An 18,884-nucleotide genomic window follows, 5' to 3' on the forward strand; every position below is an offset into this window, starting at 1 on the left:
AGGATCTCGATCCAAGCCCGCGAGCGCTTTCCGGCAAAATTGGAAAGGTCAGCAGATCCGGTGTGATTCCGGAGCCGACGGTATAGTCCGGATGAAAGAGAACGAAACGGAAAACGGACCGCCCTGGCGGGCCGGATTTCGTATCGTGCGTCCTGATTCTGGTTCGAAACGGAAGGATGGACCCATGAATCAGCATTCCCACAAAGACTATGAGACTGTTCGCATCGCCGTCATTCGCGCGCGCTGGCATGCGGATATCGTCGACCAATGCGTGCACGCCTTCGAGGCGGAACTGGCTGACATCGGCGGCGGTCGCTTCGCCATCGATGTCTTCGACGTGCCCGGCGCCTACGAAATCCCGCTGCACGCCAAGACGCTGGCCCAGACCGGCCGCTATGGCGCGATCCTCGGCACGGCGTTCGTCGTCAATGGCGGCATCTACCGGCATGAGTTCGTCGCCAGCGCCGTCATCGACGGCATGATGAACGTGCAGCTGTCGACCGGCGTGCCGGTGCTTTCGGCGGTGCTGACGCCGCATAATTATCACGACAGCGCCGAGCACCACCGCTTCTTCTTCGAGCACTTCACCGTCAAGGGCAAGGAAGCTGCCAAGGCATGCGTGGAAATTCTCACTGCCCGGGAAAAGATCGCGGCATGAAATTATCCCGGCCGGGTGGAAATCGCGATAACACCCGGTAGTATTTGCGAAAAGTCGGGAGGATGCCGGTGCAGACCAAGAAGATCATCAATGACGGCAACCACGCCGTCGACGAGATGCTCGAAGGGATTCTCGCCGCGCATCCTCGCCATCTCAAAAGCGCGGACGGCAGCCCGCGCTCGATCATCGCCCGTGACGGGCCGCGACCCGGCAAGGTCGGGCTGGTGATCGGCGGCGGCTCGGGCCATGAGCCGACCTTTCTTGGCTTTGTCGGCAAGGGGCTGGCGGACGCGGCGGCGATCGGCAACGTCTTTGCCTCGCCACCGCCCGATCCGATCCTGGAATGCGCCAAGGCGGTGAGCGGCGGCGCGGGCGTCCTGTTCATGTATGGCAACTATGCCGGCGACGTGATGAATTTCGACATGGCGGCCGAGTTGGCAGCGATGGACGACATCGAGGTGCGCACGGTGCTGACCACCGACGACGTCGCCTCGGCACCGCGCGACCAGCGGCAGAAACGCCGCGGCGTCGCCGGCAATTTCTTCATCTTCAAGGCCGCCGGTGCCGCTTGCGACCTCATGCTCTCCCTGGACGAGGTGGAGCGCATCGCGCGCAAGGCCAACGACCGCACCTTCACCATGGGCGTTGCGCTGGCGCCCTGCTCGCTGCCGCAGACAAGGCGGCCGAATTTCGAGATCGGCGCGGACGAGATGGAGATCGGCATGGGCATCCATGGCGAACCCGGCATCGCGCGCGGCAAGCTCGGCACCGCCGACGCCATCACCGACGAGATGCTGGACAAGATTTTCGCCGAGATGGCGCCGAAGCGCGGCGACAAGGTCGCGGTGCTGGTCAACTCGCTCGGCTCGACGCCGCTGATGGAGCTCTACATCATGAACCGCCGGGTCAAGCAGAGGCTCGACGCACTCGGCGTTTCCATCCACGCGACCTGGGTCGGCAATTACTGCACGTCGCTGGAAATGGCCGGCGCCTCGGTGACGCTTTTTCATGTCGACGAGGAATTGCAGACCATGCTCGACCACCCCTGCGACTGCGCGATGTTCCGTGCCGGCTGACGAAAGAGCATTCCCGTGACCATCGACGCCACCGACCTGAAACGAATGTTCGATACGATCGCGGTGGCGATCGAGGCCGACAGGGACCGGCTCTGCCAGCTCGACGGTGTCATCGGCGACGCCGACCATGGCATTGCGATGGAACTCGGCTTCAATGCCGTGCGCGATGCGCTGGCCGCGATCGATCTTTCAGCGATCGAGCCGACGGCGCTGCTCAACACCGCGGCGAAATCGTTCCTGAATGCCGTCGGCGCCTCGTCAGGCCCGCTCTACGCAACGGCCTTCATGCGCGCGGCTTCCACCGTCAAGGGCAAGGCAACGCTGGCGGACGCGGATTTCATCGCTTTGTTTCAGGCCATGGCGCAAGGCATCAAGGATCGCGGCAAGGCGGAACCCGGTGAAAAGACGATGGTCGATGCCTGGCAGCCGGCGGCCGAAGCCGCTGCAGCAGCCACCATAGCCGGCAAGCCCCTGGCTCAGAGCCTCGAGGCGGCCCTTGCCGCCGCCCAGTCTGGTGCTGAAGCAACCAAGGACATGATCGCTTCCAAGGGCCGCTCCTCGCGGCTCGGCGAGCGCTCGCTCGGACACATGGACCCGGGCGCGGCGTCGGCCGTCACCGTCATCGCAGCGATGACGAAGAGCCTGGGTTAGCCCTTCGCCGCGTCGAGCCTGTCGATCGCCTGGACATTGCCGGCAGACGGCCCTTTTTCATCGAACTCCGAAGCGAGCCATGTATCGACGATCGCCTTGGCCAGTTCCGGGCCGATGACGCGGGCGCCCATGGTGATGATCTGCGCATTGTTGGATTTCGCCGCGCGCTCTGCCGAATAAGTGTCGTGGGTGAGCGCGGCGCGGATGCCCGGCACCTTGTTGGCCGAGATCGAGACACCGATGCCGGTGCCGCAGAACAGGATGCCGCGCTCGTTCTCGCCGTCGATGATGGTCTGGGCGAGTTTTTGCGAGAGGTCGGCATAGTAGCCGGCCTGGCTGAAGTCGCTGACGGTGAGGCCCGGCTTGGTCGCGAGGTGTGCGGCGATGACGTCGAGCAGCGGCTTGCCGGCGCTGTCGGCTCCAATGGCTATTTTCATGGTTTTTCCCTTTCGTGTTTGGATGATTTCAGATCGCCGCCGAGGCGCGGCCGAGGATGTCGATGTAGCCATCCGCCTGCCAGGCGGAGCGGCCGATGAAGAGGCCATCGATATTGGGCTGGCCGACCAGTTCGGCGGCATTGCCGGGATTGACGCTGCCGCCATAGAGCACCGGCGGTACGGACGGCAGCAGGCCGCCAGTCACCTTTTTGATCAGTGCCTGTTGCTTGTCAGCATAGTCGGAACTGGCCGGAATGCCCTTGTCGCCGATCGCCCAGACCGGCTCGTAGGCGAACAGGATTTTTGCGCCCTTCGCCTCACCTTCCAGGAATTGCAGCGCGCCCTCGACCTGAGCGGTCAGCACGGCATCGGCCTGCCCGCTTTCGCGCTCGGCCAGCGTCTCGCCGACGCAGATGAGCGGTATCAATCCGTGCTTCACCGCTGCCGCCGTCTTCAGGCCGACGGCGCGATCGGTCTCACCGAAATGCTCGCGCCGTTCGCTGTGGCCGAGTTCGACCAGATCGAGCCCGCAGTCGGTCAGCATCACAGGTGAAATCTCGCCGGTCCAGGCGCCGGCATCGGCCCAATGCATGTTCTGGGCGCCGACCTTGATRCGCGTCGACGACAGCGCCTGCTTGACCTCGCGCACTGCCGTGAAAGGCGGGATGACGAAGGGTTGGATGCGGTCATCGAAACCGGGAATGAAACCGGCCAGGCGCTCCGCGAAATCCAGCGCCTCGGCCAGCGTCTTGTTCATCTTCCAGCTTGTACCGACCCAATACACCACGCGTGCTCCTTACTCAGTTGCCGAACTTAGTTGCCGACCAGGACCACCGAGACACCGGCGGCATCCAACGCCTCATACAACCCCGGCTCGAGCTCACGGCCAGTGAAGACCGTGTCGAATGCCTTGAGGTCGGTGAGAAAATGCAGCGCCGTGCGGCCGAACTTGCCGTGATCGACCAGCAGATATTTGCGGGTTGCCGCCGCCATCATCAGCCGCTTGGCCTGCACCACCTCCTGGTCCTGGTGGAAGGCGGAGGCGCCATGGATGGCGGATGAGGACAGGAAGGCGACGTCGGCGCGCAGCGATTTGAGCATGTCCTCGGCGAGCAGGCCGAAGAAGCCGTGGAATTTCTTGCTGTATTGGCCGCCAAGCGCGATCAGGTTGATGCCGCCGGCACCGGCGAGCTCCTGGATGACGGCCAGGTTGTTGGAGATCACCGTCAGCGGCCGCAGGTCGGCGAGATGGCGCGCAATGCCGCCCGCCGTCGAGCCGTCGTCGATGATCACCGTCTGGCCGGGTTCGATCATGGCCACGGCGGCTGCGGCCAGACGCTGCTTTTCCTCGGTCGCCTGCTTCTGCCGGTAGCGGAAATCGCTTTCGAACAGGCTGCTTGGCTGGATCGAGGCGCCGCCGCGCACCTTGCGCAGGAACCCGTTTTCCTCGAGTTCGTCAAGGTCGCGGTGCACCGTCATCTTCGAGACGCCAAAGCGTAGAGCGAGGTCGTCGACGCCGGCCTGACCGGCGTCCATCAGAAACTCCATGATGCCTTGACGCCTGATGTCGCTTTTCATTGCCGCTGACCGCCAACGCCGAAGCGTGGCTCCTTGATCTGAGTTAAGGATATAACAGCTATCGTCGCAAAAGTATCAAATATTTTGTGATAATGGGATAATTTCTTGGGATATTCCACTTGCCCTGATCGCGGCGCTGTAACAAGAATTGCGGCCGAGACCGTCTGTCACGGTTGCGGTTGCGCCGAAATCCGGCCAGAAGCATCGGTGGACTGGACGATCCGCGGACAGTCCGCAACCACCAGGTTTGAAACCAGATACGGGAGACTATTCGTTGGCTCGCATCACACTGAGACAATTGCTCGATCACGCCGCCGAATACGGCTACGGCGTGCCGGCCTTCAACATGAACAACATGGAACAGGGCCTTGCCATCATGGAGGCGGCCGAAGAGACCAAATCGCCCGTCATCCTGCAGGCAAGCCGCGGTGCGCGCGCCTATGCCAATGACGTGGTGCTGGCCAAGCTGATCGATGCGCTGGTCGAAATCCACCCCGACATCCCGGTCTGCATGCATCTCGACCATGGCAACAACGAAGCCACCTGCGTCACCGCGATCCAGTACGGCTTCACCTCGGTGATGATGGACGGTTCGCTCAAGGAAGACGGCAAGTCGCCGGCCGACTACGCCTATAATTCCGGCATCACGAAGCGCGTCGTCGACATGGCGCATTGGGGCGGCGTGTCGGTCGAAGGCGAGATCGGCGTTCTGGGATCGCTGGAGAGCGGCGGCGGCGAGCAGGAAGACGGCCACGGCGTCGAAGGCGCGATCAGCCACGACCAGCTCTTGACCGATCCTGAACAGGCGGTGGAGTTCGTCAAGGACACGCATGTCGATGCGCTGGCGGTGGCCATGGGCACCAGCCACGGCGCCTACAAATTCTCGCGCAAACCCGATGGCGCGGTGCTGGCGATGAACGTCATCGAGGAGATCCATCGCCGCCTGCCTAACATGCATCTGGTCATGCAYGGCTCGTCCTCGGTTCCTGAGGATCTGCAGGAGATCATCAACAAGTATGGCGGCCAGATGAAGCCGACCTGGGGCGTGCCGGTGGAAGAGATCCAGCGCGGCATCAAGCACGGCGTGCGCAAGATCAACATCGACACCGACAACCGCATGGCGCTGACCGGCGCCATCCGCAAGGTGCTGACCGAGAACCCCAGCGAGTTCGATCCGCGCAAATACCTGACGCCGGCAATGGCGGCCATGCGCAAGCTCTGCAAGGAGCGCTTCGAGCAGTTCGGCACCGCCGGCAACGCGCCGAAGATCAAGCCGCTGCCGGTCTCGGAAATGGCCAAGCGCTACAAGTCGGGCAGCCTCGATCCGAAATTCGGCTGAGTTCGGCCGATTGAAATCTGCAATTTCATCGGGCAGGAGCCGTATCGGCTCCTGCCCGATTTCTATTAGGCCTTTGGCAAAAGACCTGACCGGCCGGCGTCGATGAACGGCGCCCAGTAGTCGACCGACTCGCGGATCATGGCGACGACCTGATGGTCGACCGGCTCGCGCTCGCGGAACGACAGTTCGAGGCAGATCTCGTTGTCGGTGCCGCCGCCGCGCCGCACCGTCTCCAGCAGCTTTTCCGGCGTGATGCGGCCATCCCTGTTGTAGGTCGCGGTGAACGGCCAATGGCCGCCCTTGTTCATCGACGACTGCTTGATGTGGATGATCGGCGATTTCCGGGGAAAGGCCTCGGCCCAGGCGTAAGGGTCGATGTCGGCGGGATTGCTTGAGGTGACGTCGCCATGGTCGATGTCGACCATCATCTCCAGCGGAATGGCCATGCCGGCGGCGTCGATCACGCCTTGCAGCTGCTGGCAGTTGTCGATGGTGTGGCCGAACTCGCGGCCGACCGACATCGGCTCCCAGAACAAATAGGTCAGGCCAGCCGCCTTGGCATGCCCGGCAACCTCGCGCCAGCAGTCCAGCGCGATGTCGAACAGCCGCGCGCGGCGCTCTGGGTCGTCAAAGTCGCGGTGGGTGAATATGGCGAATTGCGTGCCCATGCCGCTGGCGCCAAGCTCGGCCGAGATGTCGGCGAAGGTCTTGAACCAGTCGACATAGTAGCGGCGCACATCGGCGTCGGGGTGGCCGAAATGATTGAGCCGGCCATAAGGACCGGTCATGCCGGAGGTGACGCGCACGCCGGTGCGGGCGAGTGCATTGCGGAACAGGCGGACGAATTTGCCGATCGTCGCCGCCGGCCAGCCCGGATTGACGAATTCATGCGTGAGTTGCACGTCCCTTATGCCGATGTCATAGGCAATGGTATCGATCAGGTCGTCCGGATCGGCAAAACGGTTGACCAGCGGATTGGTGTTGAGGGAGAGCGTGAAAGCCAAGGCCGCTACCCCTTCTCAGCGCTGGCGCGAGTGGTAATGGCCGTCATTGCAGCGTCGCCCCCTCGCGGTTGAGTTGCTGGCGGTATTTTTCAGCGTCCCAGTTCAGCAGCTCGGCATTATCCTTCTGGCTGAGATAGTTGACGCGCGCCGCGCCATCTATGCGCTGGGCGACGTCGGCCAGGCAGCGCGCCATCGCTTCGGCGCCGGCATTGGCATCCCGACGCATCAGCACGCCCTTGCCGGGAAAGAGGATGGATGTCGGTGCGCTACCGGCGCGAGCGACGACCGCCGCCGCGTCTTCACCGGGGCCGGCGATGACCGAGCCGACACCGAGGAAGATGACATGATCGGGGTAGAGGCTGCCGGAGGCGGCGATGCGGCAACTGGCAAGATCGGTGGCGACGGCATGCGCGGCGGCCGAGGCTGGCAGCCGGTAGTCGCTGCCGGCGGCGAGCCTCAGCAGCGCGTCGAGATCGGGCGGCGAAGCCGGTCGCGGCGGCCGCGCGAGCAGCCCGGTCACCCGTTGCAGCAGCAAGGCTGCCTCGGCGACCGTGTCGGCGGCGACAACCAACCCGTGATTGCCAAGCACGAGCACGTTGGTCGCGGCCTTCAGCCGCTCGGCGATCGCTTGCGCCAGCGGCAGGCCGGGCCGGCGATACGGCACGAACGCCCAATCGAGCCCACGCAGGCGCTCCTCCAGCAAGGTTTCGGCATTGGCCTGGACGGCAATCGAAATCGTCTCGACGCAATGGACGTGGACGACGATCTTCTGCGGCAGCAGCGCGTGCACGGTCGTCTCGATGGAGGGCCGCAACTGGCGAGGGTTGAGATCCGCCAGCGTGAACTGACCGGCCGTCTCCGCCATCGGGTTGCGCTGCGCCACGGCATCCAGCAACGGCGCCAACGCGACCGGCACCATGATCTCATCGTCGCGTGCATTCTTCAGCCAGGTGCCCGAGGCTTTGATCCACAGCACGCCGGCCTGCTTGATGGAGGTGTTGCCGCCGGCGCCCTGGACCAGCAGCGGGTCGGCGCCGATGCTGGCCGACAAGGAGCGCAGCATGCAGAATTCGCTGGAGTGGTTGTCGCCCGAATGCGCCATCAGCCTGCCCTCGCCAGCCGGTTTGCGGACCAATGCTCGAAGGCCGCCCTCTCCTCGGCGGACAGATGCAGGCCATGCTTGGTGCGCCGCTCCAGTATATCGGCCGATGTCACCGCCCATTCCCGGTCGAAGAGATAGTTGGCCTCGCGCTCGAAGAAATCCTTGCCGAAGCAGCGCCCGAGGTCATCGAGCGAGCGGGCCGCGCCAACCAAAGCCCGCGTCCTGGTGCCGTAAAGCCGGCCGTAATGCTTGAGCAGCGATGCGGGCATCCACGGATACTCGCGTCCGAGATCGCCGAGAAACTGTTCGAAATCGGCATTGGCGATGTCGCCGCCCGGCAGATGCGCCTTGGCTGTCCAGGGCTTGCCCATTTTGGGAAAGAACGGCGCGATCCTGTCCAGCGCATGCTCGGCCAATTTGCGGAAGGTAGTGATCTTGCCGCCGAAGACGGAAAGCAGCGGCGCCTGCGCATCCGGCGCGTCGAGCTCGAAAATATAGTCGCGGGTCACAGCACTTGGGTTGTCGGCATTGTCGTCATAGAGCGGCCGGACGCCGGAGAACGAATAGACGACATCATTGCGCGCCAGGCCGCGCTTGAAGTAGCGGTTGACCACCTTGATCAGGTAATCGATCTCGCTCTCCTCCGCCGCCACGTCCTCGGGCCGGCCCTCATAGGGAATGTCCGTGGTGCCGATCAAAGCTAGGTCGTTCTGATAGGGGTTGATGAAGATCACGCGCTTGTCGCTGTTCTGGATGAGATAGGCCTGCCGCCCCTCCCAGAATTTCGGCACGACGATATGGCTGCCCTTGACCAGGCGCACATTGCGCCTGGAGTTCTGGCCGGCAACACGGTTGACGATGTCGTTGACCCAGGGGCCGGCGGCATTGATCAGCGCGCGGGCCCGAACCACCGTCCTGATGCCCGTCCTGCCATCCTGCATCTCGACGACCCACAGGCCGTTCTCGCGGCGGGCGGCGGTGCAGGCGGTGCGGGTGAAAACCCTGGCGCCGCGCTCGGCGGCGTCGAGCGCGTTGATGACGACGAGGCGGGCATCGTCGACCCAGCAGTCGGAATATTCGAAGCCGCGCCGGAAGGCATCCTTGATCGGCGCGCCTTCAGGCGCGGTGCGAAGGTTGAGCGTGCGGGTCGCTGGCAGCCGCTTGCGGCCGCCGAGATGGTCGTAGAGGAACAGGCCGAGCCGCACCAGCCAGGCCGGCCGATCGTCGGGGCTGTGCGGCAGCACGAAGCGCATAGGCCAGATGATGTGGGGTGCTGATTCCAACAGCACCTCGCGCTCGATCAGCGCTTCGCGCACCAGGCGGAATTCGTAATATTCGAGATAGCGCAGACCGCCATGGACGAGCTTGCCCGAGCGGGAGCTGGTGCCTTCGGCGAGATCGTCCTTCTCGCACAGGATAACCGAAAGGCCGCGGCCGGCGGCGTCGCGCGCAATGCCGGCGCCATTGACGCCGCCGCCGATGACGAAGAGGTCGACGATTTCAGGACCGCCGTTCATGTCGCCGTGGCCTCGATGCCGGTGTGAAAAGTCATGGCCACTGCCTCAGCACGGATTGACCGGAGGCAGGCCGGCGAGGTAGCGGCGCACCTCTTCGGCGGCCTGTTCGGCGGCGTAGGTGACGGTGCGCACCGAAGCGCCGGCGATATGCGGCGTCAGCGTCACATTGGGAAGCTGCAGCAGCGGCCAGTCCGATGGCACCGGCTCGACGGCGAACGTCTCCAGCATGGCGCTGGCAATCTGGCCTGAAATAAGCGCCTCGTAGAGCGCGTCATAGTCGACCAGCGGCCCGCGTGCGGTGTTGACGAAGATCACACCCGGCTTCATCCGCGCGATGGTGTCCTTGCCGATCAGGCCGCGCGTCTCTTCGGTCACCCGCGAATGCAGCGTGACGACATCGGAGCGGGACAGCAGATCGTCCAGCGCGACAAGTTCGACACCGGCGTTGCGGTCTTCGGCGMTCAGTTGGACATAGGGATCGCTGACCAGGACGTGGCAGCCGAAGGCGCGCAGCAGGCGCACCACCTTGGTGCCGATATTGCCGTAGCCGACGACGCCGACGGTCATTTCGCTGAGTTCGCGGCCGGTGCGGTCGGCGCGGTAGAGATCGCCGCGCCACTCGCCCTTGCGCAAGGCCTCGTGGCCGACCCGGATCAGCCGCGTCTCGGCCAGGATGGCGCCGATGGTGAACTCGGCGACAGCGGTGGCGTTGCGGCCGGGCACATTGACCACGGTGATGCCGTGGGCTCTCGCGGCAGCCATGTCGATGTTGATCGGGCCGCCGCGCGAGACCGCGACCAGCTTGAGATCAGGCAGGTGCCGCATCATGCCTTCCGACAGCGGAGCCAGCTGGGTGACGAGGATCTCGGCATCGCCGATGAAGTCGACGACCTCGTCGGGGTGGCCGAAATACTCCTTGACCTTGTCGAGGCCGAGCGCTGGATTGCCGAACTCCATCGGTTCGTCGGGCCAGGCCGTCTGCAATGTCCTGATGTCGAGGTCGCCAGTCGCGACCTTCTCGATTTTGGCGCGAAACACCTCCGGCAGCATGAAGTTGTCGCCAATGATCGCTATTGTCTTACGCATACTCGACTTCTCAATTTGCCTGCACTGCAGCCATCGCGCGCCAGACCGGCCGCAACGCCTGATGCGCCAACATGTAGGACGGGGTCATCTTGTCGTAGATCGCGGCGAGGCTGCGGTCGCTTGGCTCGGCCTCGCCAAGCAGCGGCGTCACCCATTCGCCGACACACGCATCCATGGACGGGTAGAGGCCGACGCAGACCGCGGCAATCATTGCCGCGCCTGCCGCGCCCGCCTCCTCGCGCGCGCTGGTGCGAATGTCGGCGCCCACCGCCGCACCCAGGATCTTGCGCAGCGCCGGGCTTCTGGCGGCGCCACCTGTCAGGCGGACTTCGCGCGGCAGCGGCCCCATGGCGGCGTAACAGTCACGCGCGGCGAAGGCCAAGCCTTCGAAGACGGCGCGGACGAGGTCGGCATAGCCGTGCCGCGAGGAAATGCCGACGAACCCTGCCCGCGCATTGGCATCGACGAACGGCCCCCGCTCACCCGCCTCCGACACATAGGGCTGATAGAGCAGCGAGGCCGGCTGCGCGGCCGCGATCCAGGCATCGACCAGCGCGATCATCTCGCCATTGCTGCGGGTAATACCTTGCGATGCGAGGATGCCGGAGGCCAGCCCAAGCACCCAGTCGATGTTGAGCGTCGCCGCCATGTTCGACTGCATCTGCGCGAACACGCCGGGCGCTGGCATCGCCATCGTGTAGCCCGTCGCCGCGTCGTTCAACTGCACATCGTCGGGGGTCTCAGCCAACCGCATATGCATGCCGGTGGAGCCGATGATCGAGCAGCCGGGCTTGCGCTCGCGGTCGAGCAGGCCGGCGCCGAGCGCGGTGCAGACGACGTCGACATAGCCGAGCACGACTGGCGTACCGGCCAGCATGCCGGTGGCATCGGCTGCGGCCTGCGACAGCGCCGTGCTGTGCCTGGTGCCGTCAACGATCGGCGGCAGCAGATGCCTGAGATCGGCGACGCCAAGCACGTCCAGCACCTCATCGCTATAGTCGCGGGTGTGGAAATCGCCGAAAGTGAAGGTGCCCTCGGACGGATCGGTGGCGCGTTCGCCGGTCAGTCTGAAATAGAGCCAGTCCTTGCAGTGGAACGCGGTCGCCGCCTTGCCAAGCATTTCGGGCATGGTGCGCTTCATGAAGACGAATTGCGAACCCTGCTGGCAGGCGGCGAGCCCGCTACCGGTTTTCTCGAAGCGGAGCCGATCCTCGGGCCGCGCGCGGATTTCTTCCACGACGGCGGCGGCGCGCGCGTCGAGCCAGAGCCAGCCCTTCGCCACCGGCTCGCCCTTGTCGTCGATCAGCCAGGTCCCGTCGCCTTGCCCGGTGACCGCGATGGCGACGGTCCGGTTGGCGAGATTGGGCACCTTGTCGGCGAGCTGGCGAAGGGTTGTGGCGGCATCGCTCCATGTCCGCGCCAAATCCTGTTCGGCGCCGCCGCCCGGCAGCGTTTCATAGTGGTTCGGCAGTGCTGCGGCGGCAATCTGCCGGCCTGTAATGTCGAAGGCGATGGATTTGATGACGGAGGTGCCGGCGTCGATGCCAATCAGGATGTCACGCATCAGGCAAGCTCCATGCCGTGCGAAATCGCCTCGCCGCTCGCCTGGTCGAAGACGTGCAGGTTCTTCGGGTCGATGCTGACATTGATCGGCGCACCCAAATCGAGACGCGTGCGGTCATGTTCGACCAGGACCAACGAGCCACCTGCGAAGTCAGCGGCGATATGGGTCTGGTCGCCGAGCCATTGGTTGGCCGAAACCCTGGCCGGAACGCCCTCCTTCGAGCGCCGGACCGCGTAGGGCCTGATGCCGATCACGACCCGCTCGCGGCTGAGCAGTTGGTCGCGGACCGGAGCGCTGAATGCATCCTTGTCGTAGTCGAGCGACAGGCCATCGGGCAGCCTGAGGTTGATACGTCCGGCGGCTGTTGCGACATAGGCCTCGAAGACGTTCATCGGCGGCTCGCCGACGAAGGTGCCGGTGAACAGGTTCGCCGGGCGCTCCTTGATCCGGTCCGGTGTGTCGAACTGCTGCAGCACGCCGCCTTCCATCACCGCGATGCGGTCGGCAAGCGCATTGGCCTCGGTCTGGTCGTGGGTGACCAGGATCGCGGTCAGGCCGCGCTCCTTGATGAAGTGCTTGATGCGGCCGCGCAGCACGGCGCGCAGTTGCGGTTCGAGCTGCCCCATAGGCTCGTCGAGGAGATGCAGGTCGGCCTCGCGGATCAGCGCCCGGCCAAGGCTGGCGCGCTGCTGCTGACCGCCGGAGATGGAGCTGGGGTAGCGCTCCAATATGTCCTCGATCTCGAGCAGCTTGGCGATGCTGGCGACCTTGGCGTCGACCTCGGCCTTCGGCAGCCTCGCCGCCTTGAGCGCGAAGGCCATGTTCTCGCGCACGGTGAGCGGCGGGTAGAGCGAGTAGCCTTCGAAGGCCATCGCCACATTGCGCTTGACCGGCGCCAGAGTGTGCACCTTGCGGCCAGCGACCGAGATGGTCCCGCGCGACACGTCCTCGAAACCGGCGATCATGCGCAATGTCGAGGTCTTGCCACAGCCGGAAGAGCCAAGCAGCGCCACGATCTCGCCCTTGGCGATTTCCATGGTCAGGTTCTTGACGGCGTGGACACCGCGGTCGATCGGACCGTAAAACTTGTCGACACCGGAAATGGTGAGTGCGCTCTGGCTCATGCCGCTTCTCCATTGCGCAAGGCGACGACGTTCTTCGAACCGATGCGGTCGCCGCTGGCGTGATCGAACAGCAAGGCGCTCTTGCCGTCGACGGCGATATGGGCCTTGCCTTCACTGCGGCCCGGCGTTCCTGCCGGGCGCGAAACCAGGATCTCACGGCCGCGCACGGTGCGCACCAGCGTGACGATCTTTTCGTTGAGCGGCGTCTCGGCCTMGACCGTCACCGGAATCGCACCCGGGATGTCCTCCTCGACGAAGCTCAACGCTTCAGGCCGCAAGCCGATCACGCAATCGCGGCCGACCGCCGTATCGTAGGCGCCGGCGAGATGGACCTGGACATTGGACAGGCCGACATAGATGCCCCTGCTATCCCGCGCCGGCTTGACGTCGAGCAGGTTGATGGTCGGGTCGCCGAACAGCCGCGCGATCTCGATATTGGCCGGCTCGCGATAGATCTGCTCGGGCGTGCCGAGTTGCCTGATGACGCCTTGCGACATGACAGCGATGCGGTCGCCGAGCGCCATGGCTTCCTTGTAGTCCTGGGTGACGTAGACGACGGTGGCGCCGCGATCGGCGAGCAGTCGCGGCARTTCGAGCCGCATCTCGAAGCGCAGCTTGGCGTCGACATTGCGCAAGGGGTCGTCGAGCAGCAGAAGCGGTGGCGAGCCGACGAGAGCGCGGGCAAGCGCGGTGCGCTGCTTCTGGCCATTGGAGAGCGCGCGCGGCTTGTGCGAGAGCACATGGGCGATCTTCAACAGTTTTGCGACGCTCTCGACGCCGGCCTTGACCGCGCCCTGCGAGGAACGCTTGGCCTCCAGCGGCGTCGCTATGTTGTCGAAGGCGGTCATATGCGGAAACAGCGCGAAATTCTGGAACGCCATCCCGATGCCGCGGAACTCCGCATCGACATCGGTCATGTCGTCGCCGCCGATGAAGATCTTGCCCTCATCCGGATCGATGACGCCGGCAACGAGCCGCAGCAGCACCGTCTTGCCGGCGCCGGACGGACCGAACAGCACAAGGGTTTCGCCATCGGCCACTGTCAACGACAGATTGTCGAGGACAGTCTGGCTCTTGTAGCGCTTGACGATGTTTCTGAGTTCGAGGCTGGCCATGTCTATCCTTTCACCGCGCCAAGCGAGAGGCCTTCGACCAGATAGCGCTGTGCATAGAGGGCGAGCGCCAGCGTCGGCGTGATCGAAAGCACGATGGCCGCCGAAATCTGGCCGTACTGGATGCCCGAGGAAGTGATGAAGGCGAGCGCGCCGACCGTCACCGGCTGCTTGTCGGCCGAGGCCAGCACCAGCGCGAAGACGAAATTGTTCCAGGCGAAGATGAAGGCGAGCAGGCCGGCGGCGGCGATGCCGGGACCGGCGAGCGGCAGCGCGATCTTGCGGAAAGTAGCGAACCAGGAATGGCCGCCGATGCGGTATGCATATTCGATATCGGCCGGAATATCCTCGAAATAGCCGCGCACGATCCACAGGATCAGCGGCAGGCAGATCAGCTGGTAGACCCAGATCAGCCCGATATAGGTGTTGGCCAGCCCGAGCTTCTGAAAATAGAGGGTAAGCGGCAACAGTACCAGCAGTGCCGGCGCGAACTTGAACGACAGCAGCGTAAAGGCGATGTCCTCCGAGCCGCGGAACTTGTGCCGCGCGAAGGCATAGGCCGCCGGAACGCCGAGCAGCAACGCGACCGCGACCGAGGTCACCGACAGGAACACTGAATTCCACAGGTTGCGCATGAAGGCGATGTCGAGCGTGCCGGCGGCGGTGATCAGCTTGCCGGTGATCAACGCCGTGTAGTTGGCGAGCGTCGGCTCGAAGATCAGCTGCGGCGGAATGCGCAGGATGGTCTCGTTGGTCTGGAACGACATCATAAAGATCCAGACGATCGGAAACATGAAGAAGATCACTACCAGCGTCAGGGCTGCGCCGCGCAGGGTGCGTTCGAGCAAGGATGTGTGTTCCATCCCGGCCTCCTATGCCTGACCACGGGCGCGTTCGCGCAGCCGCAGCCAGTTCTTGATAAAGATGTTGGAGAGGAAATAGGTGATCGCCCACAGGATGATCATCAGCGCCGCCGAACGCCCGACATTGGTCGACTGGAAGAAGTTGAGATAGGCCTCGACCTGGAACACGGTCAGCGTGTCGCCCGGCCCGCCTTGGGTCATCGCATAGATGATGTCGAACTGCTGGATGGAATCGAGCAAGCGAAACAGCGTCGCGGTCAGGATGTAAGGCGTCAGCATCGGCAGGGTGATGCGGAAGAAGACGAAGCTGCGCGGCACGCCATCAAGCGCCGCTGCCTCAAAGGGCTGCGTCGGCAGGCTGCGCAGGCCGGCGAGCAGCAGGATCATGATGAAGGGGGTGTAGACCCAGATGTCGACGAGCACGACGGTGAACAGCGCTGTTGACGGCGACGAGGCCCAGCGGAAATCCTGCAGCCCGATCAGGCTGGCGAGATAGCTCAGCACACCGAAGCCGGGATTTGTCATCAGCTTCCACATCAATGCCGCGAGCGCCGGCGCCGTCATCAGCGGCATCAACAGCATGATCGAGATGAAATTGTTCAGCGTCGAGCGCTTCTGCAGCAGCAAGGCGATGGCGAGGCCGAGAAGCAGTTCCAGCACGACGGTGGTGCCGGCATAGAGCAGCGACACCTTGAGCGTGTTCCAGAATTTCGGGTCGGTGAAGAACGAGATATAGTTGTCGCCCCAGTTGAACTGCCGCGCCCAGGGCTGGCTCAGCCGGTAGCGCTGGAAGGAATAGACGACCGAGGTCAGGAACGGGATCAGGATGCCGATGCAGACGAGCAAGGCCGGCAGGCTGAGCACATAGGGCAGCACCCTCTTGCTGATCCTGAAGCCGGATGGCTTGGGCCTTTGCGATACCACCGCAGTCATCGAGCTGCTCCGTTGTTGCTGTCGCTTCGCCCTGCCGGCCGCCTAAGGGAGCAAGGCGACCGGTCGGGCGAAATAGCGGCCACCTTCCGGCACCGCATCGCAAACGTCAAAAGGTGTAATGAGGGCCGGTCCGCCAGGCAGGCCGGCCCTCGTTTCGACTCAACCGAGACCGGCTTCCTTGAGCTGGCCGTTGATGCTTTCGGCGAGCTTGTCGAGGCCTTCGTCGACCGGCACTTCCTTGGCCACCATCTTCTGCAGCGTCGCCGCCCATTCGGTGGTGAGGTCGAAGAACAGCGGCTGCGCCGTGAACTTGATCGAGGCGCCGGCCGCCGAGGCGTCGAACATCTCGACATAGCCCGGATAGCTCTTGTTCAGCTTCTCGCGGAACATCTCATCCTTCCAGACCGACTGGCGGACAGGATCGACGAAATCCATCTTCGTGGCGCCGAACAGGCCGTGTTCGGGACCCGAAGCCCATTGCAGGAAGTACCAGGTCGCATCCTTGTCCTTCGAGAAGTTGGACATCGCCAGCGACCAGATCCAGATGTTGGGCGTCGAGGCCTTGGCCTCAGGGTTGGCGGTGAAGGCGGCATAGGCAAGCTTGCCGGCCATCTTGTTGTCGCCGCCATTCATGAAGTAGCCGAGGCAGTCGGCGTCGAAGATCATCGCCGAGGCGCCGGCGCCAAGATCGGTGCCGACCTGATACCAGGTGTAGGTCGACCAGTCCTTGGGGCCGCTCTCCTGGATCATCTGCACCCATTTGGCGTGGAACGCCTTGGAGCCGGCCGTGTTCATCGCCGCCGCCAGCTTGCCGTCGGCGGAGACAGTCAGGTCCTTCTCATTGAAGTTTGCATAGGCCGACAGGAAGCCCGGATGGATCGTCGCCCAGGAGCGCGAACCGCGGACGCCGATGCCGTAAACGCCGCCGCCAATGTCCTTCTGCAGCTTGGCCGCCGTGGCGATCATCTCGTCCATGTTGCCGGGAACGCCGACGCCGGCCTTGTCGAACATGCCCTTGTTGTAGGTGATGTTGTTCTGCTCGAAAGCCCACGGAATGCACCACTGCTTGGCGTCTTCCGAACCCAGCGCCCCGCCCGGCTTGCCGTTCCAGGCACAGGACGATTTCACGCCCGGCAGGATGTCGTCCCAGGCGTATTTCGGGTTGGTCTTGGCCGGATCCTTGATCCATTCGTTGAGGTCGGTGATCCAGCCGGCCGGGCCGTAGGTCCAGGTCATGTAGGCGCCGGTCATGAAGGCGTCGTATTCAGGCGAGCTTGCCGAAAGTGCTGCCGTGACCTTGTCGAAATAGACGTCTTCAGGGAATACGTCGTAGACGACTTCCATGCCGGTCAGTTTCTTGAAGTTCTCGAGATCGGCGATCATCGCATCGGCATAGGGATGCTTGTTGAGCAGCAGCTTGATGGTCTTGCCCTTGTGCGCCTGCCAGTCGAAATCCGCGGCCAGCGCCCGGGTCTGCCCGAGATTGAGCAGTGTACCGGCGGTGCCGGCGGCAAGGCCCATCGCACCCAGGCCCTTGATCAGTCCACGACGGTCGACCTGTCCGCGCAGGAAGGCGTCAATGAGGTCTTTCTCTTTCTCATGCATTTCGTCTTCTCCTCCACAGGGTAGTTTCAACTAAATGGTTGCCGGCTACCCGACCGGCGTCTCTCCCACGAGCGATCGCGCCGTCCGCTCGTCTGTTATCAGGCCCTTGAGATAGCGGCCCTCCAGCACCGACTTGATGGCGCGAACCTTGATCTTGCCGCCGGCGACGGCGACGATGCGGCGGCTGGCAATGTCCTCACGCGTCAGCGCCAGCGCCCGGTTGGAAACGGTCGTCGCCACCGCCTTGCCGGCCTCGTCGAAGAAATGGCCGAGCAATTCGCCGACGCCGCCATTGCGGCGGATCTCCTCCATCTCGCCCTTTTCGATCATGCCGGTGGCAACCAGCGACGCCTCGCGTTCCGCGGTGCCGATACCGGCGAACAACAGATCTGCGGATTTGGCGAGATCGAAGACCTCGCTGATGCCCTTCTGCCCGAGCAGGACTGTCCGGTCCTCCGCCGTGTTGGCGAACATCGGCACCGGCATGACATAGGCCTCGGCGCCGGTGCGTTCGGCCAGGCGATGAATGACATCGTGCGGGTTGGCCGAGAATTTGCGCGTCAGGCCGCCAAGCAGGGAGACGAAGCGGATCTTGTCGGTCGAGGTGCGCGGCAGATATTCCACGCAAGCCGCGAGTGTGCGGCCATGACCGACACCGATCAGCGCCTCCTCGCCGCGCTCGATCTCGCGCTTCAGAAACTGCGCGCCGGCAATGCCGAGCGCCTTGAGCGGCAGATCCTCGGAATCGAAGTCCGGAACCACCTCGCAATAGTCGAGGCCGTAGCGGCGGGACAATTCGTCTTCAAGCTCGACGCATTCCGACACTTCGCCGTCGATATAGACCTTCACCAGCCCTTCCTGGTTGGCCTTGGTGATGAGGCGATGGGCCTTGAGGCTGGTCAGTCCCAGCCGCTTGGCGACCTCGGACTGGGTCAGGCCGCCGGCATAGTGAAGCCACGCGGCACGTGTTGCCATGCTGGTTTCATCGTCGCGCAGGAGACCGTTGCCGAACCCTACCATTTCCACCCTATGATATTTTTATCAGTTGCTGCAAAATTTTTCACAAGGCGAGATCAGAGTCAAGCGATCGATTGGTGCAAATCACGACATGACGGCCGAAGCAGGCTTCGGCCGTTCGTCTGGCGATGTCATTGAGTGGGATACGAGCAAGCCCTCCGGCGTGCGTTTCAGCACTGCGGGCTTTCGAACTTGCTTTTGGATTGCCGCTTTTGATG

18 protein-coding genes and 1 riboswitch are annotated in these 18,884 nt (G+C 63.8%); of the genes, 4 read left to right on the forward strand and 14 right to left on the reverse strand.

Annotated elements, in window-relative coordinates; all coding sequences use genetic code 11:
• Nucleotides 1-107: riboswitch (FMN riboswitch) on the forward strand. This riboswitch is flagged as partial in the annotation.
• A gap of 77 nt (nt 108-184) precedes the next feature.
• The 3 genes from AC1DX0_RS15485 (at nt 185) to dhaL (ending at nt 2,385) form a co-directional block, all read left to right on the forward strand.
• Entirely contained in the window at nt 185-658 is a 474-nt protein-coding gene (locus AC1DX0_RS15485; protein WP_477221057.1) for a 6,7-dimethyl-8-ribityllumazine synthase, read from the forward strand.
• A 62-nt stretch (nt 659-720) separates the two neighbouring features.
• Nucleotides 721-1,734, forward strand: a complete 1,014-nt coding sequence (locus AC1DX0_RS15490; protein ID WP_477221056.1) for a dihydroxyacetone kinase subunit DhaK — start codon at nt 721-723, stop codon at nt 1,732-1,734.
• A gap of 15 nt (nt 1,735-1,749) precedes the next feature.
• The gene (gene dhaL / locus AC1DX0_RS15495; RefSeq protein ID WP_477221055.1) at nt 1,750-2,385 is read left to right on the forward strand and encodes a dihydroxyacetone kinase subunit DhaL; all 636 of its coding nucleotides are present in this window, start codon (nt 1,750-1,752) and stop codon (nt 2,383-2,385) included.
• On the opposite strand, the gene derI is transcribed toward dhaL, so the two are convergent.
• Genes derI through AC1DX0_RS15510 form a run of 3 tightly spaced genes read right to left on the reverse strand, consistent with a single transcriptional unit; the run spans nt 2,382 to nt 4,400 of the window.
• Nucleotides 2,382-2,822, reverse strand: coding sequence for a D-erythrulose-4-phosphate isomerase (gene derI, locus AC1DX0_RS15500; RefSeq protein ID WP_477221054.1), 441 nt, complete (start codon nt 2,820-2,822; stop codon nt 2,382-2,384). The genes dhaL and derI overlap by 4 nt on opposite strands.
• 28 nt (nt 2,823-2,850) lie before the next feature.
• Nucleotides 2,851-3,609 (reverse strand): triose-phosphate isomerase, encoded by a 759-nt coding sequence (locus AC1DX0_RS15505; protein ID WP_477221053.1) that lies wholly within the window; start codon nt 3,607-3,609, stop codon nt 2,851-2,853.
• 26 nt (nt 3,610-3,635) lie between these two features.
• Nucleotides 3,636-4,400, reverse strand: a complete 765-nt coding sequence (locus AC1DX0_RS15510; RefSeq protein ID WP_477221052.1) for a DeoR/GlpR family DNA-binding transcription regulator — start codon at nt 4,398-4,400, stop codon at nt 3,636-3,638.
• Nucleotides 4,401-4,674: 274 nt separating this feature from the next.
• On the opposite strand from AC1DX0_RS15510, the gene fba reads away from it, so the two are divergent.
• Nucleotides 4,675-5,739: a class II fructose-bisphosphate aldolase gene (fba, locus tag AC1DX0_RS15515; protein WP_010914722.1), complete on the forward strand. Its 1,065-nt coding sequence runs from the start codon at nt 4,675-4,677 to the stop codon at nt 5,737-5,739.
• Between the two features lie 65 nt (nt 5,740-5,804).
• Here fba and AC1DX0_RS15520 read toward each other — a convergent pair whose 3' ends face one another.
• The 11 genes from AC1DX0_RS15520 to AC1DX0_RS15570 form a co-directional block, all read right to left on the reverse strand.
• Nucleotides 5,805-6,743 (reverse strand): sugar phosphate isomerase/epimerase family protein, encoded by a 939-nt coding sequence (locus AC1DX0_RS15520; RefSeq protein WP_477221051.1) that lies wholly within the window; start codon nt 6,741-6,743, stop codon nt 5,805-5,807.
• A 43-nt stretch (nt 6,744-6,786) separates the two neighbouring features.
• Complete coding sequence (locus tag AC1DX0_RS15525; RefSeq protein ID WP_477221050.1) at nt 6,787-7,845, reverse strand: class II aldolase/adducin family protein; 1,059 nt, start codon at nt 7,843-7,845, stop codon at nt 6,787-6,789.
• Nucleotides 7,845-9,362 (reverse strand): glycerol-3-phosphate dehydrogenase, encoded by a 1,518-nt coding sequence (locus AC1DX0_RS15530; protein ID WP_477221049.1) that lies wholly within the window; start codon nt 9,360-9,362, stop codon nt 7,845-7,847. The genes AC1DX0_RS15525 and AC1DX0_RS15530 overlap by 1 nt, the downstream gene beginning before the upstream one ends.
• Nucleotides 9,363-9,407: 45 nt before the next feature.
• Nucleotides 9,408-10,448, reverse strand: coding sequence for a 2-hydroxyacid dehydrogenase (locus AC1DX0_RS15535; protein ID WP_477355950.1), 1,041 nt, complete (start codon nt 10,446-10,448; stop codon nt 9,408-9,410).
• A 10-nt stretch (nt 10,449-10,458) separates the two neighbouring features.
• Complete coding sequence (locus AC1DX0_RS15540; protein ID WP_477221047.1) at nt 10,459-12,012, reverse strand: FGGY family carbohydrate kinase; 1,554 nt, start codon at nt 12,010-12,012, stop codon at nt 10,459-10,461.
• Nucleotides 12,012-13,136: an ABC transporter ATP-binding protein gene (locus AC1DX0_RS15545; RefSeq protein ID WP_477221046.1), complete on the reverse strand. Its 1,125-nt coding sequence runs from the start codon at nt 13,134-13,136 to the stop codon at nt 12,012-12,014. Before AC1DX0_RS15545 ends, AC1DX0_RS15540 begins: the two co-directional genes overlap by 1 nt.
• Nucleotides 13,133-14,251: an ABC transporter ATP-binding protein gene (locus tag AC1DX0_RS15550; protein WP_477355953.1), complete on the reverse strand. Its 1,119-nt coding sequence runs from the start codon at nt 14,249-14,251 to the stop codon at nt 13,133-13,135. The genes AC1DX0_RS15545 and AC1DX0_RS15550 overlap by 4 nt, the downstream gene beginning before the upstream one ends.
• 2 nt (nt 14,252-14,253) lie before the next feature.
• The gene (locus AC1DX0_RS15555; protein ID WP_477221044.1) at nt 14,254-15,111 is read right to left on the reverse strand and encodes a carbohydrate ABC transporter permease; all 858 of its coding nucleotides are present in this window, start codon (nt 15,109-15,111) and stop codon (nt 14,254-14,256) included.
• 9 nt (nt 15,112-15,120) lie between these two features.
• Nucleotides 15,121-16,044 carry a carbohydrate ABC transporter permease gene (locus AC1DX0_RS15560; protein WP_023777019.1) on the reverse strand — a complete coding sequence of 308 codons (924 nt, stop codon included), beginning with the start codon at nt 16,042-16,044 and terminating at the stop codon, nt 15,121-15,123.
• A gap of 159 nt (nt 16,045-16,203) precedes the next feature.
• Nucleotides 16,204-17,649, reverse strand: a complete 1,446-nt coding sequence (locus AC1DX0_RS15565) for an ABC transporter substrate-binding protein (RefSeq protein ID WP_477221043.1) — start codon at nt 17,647-17,649, stop codon at nt 16,204-16,206.
• A 45-nt stretch (nt 17,650-17,694) separates the two neighbouring features.
• Nucleotides 17,695-18,669 (reverse strand): sugar-binding transcriptional regulator, encoded by a 975-nt coding sequence (locus AC1DX0_RS15570; RefSeq protein WP_477221042.1) that lies wholly within the window; start codon nt 18,667-18,669, stop codon nt 17,695-17,697.
• Between the last annotated feature and the right edge of the window lie 215 nt (nt 18,670-18,884).

It is taken from the genome of Mesorhizobium sp. P3_A9, from assembly GCF_056402975.1.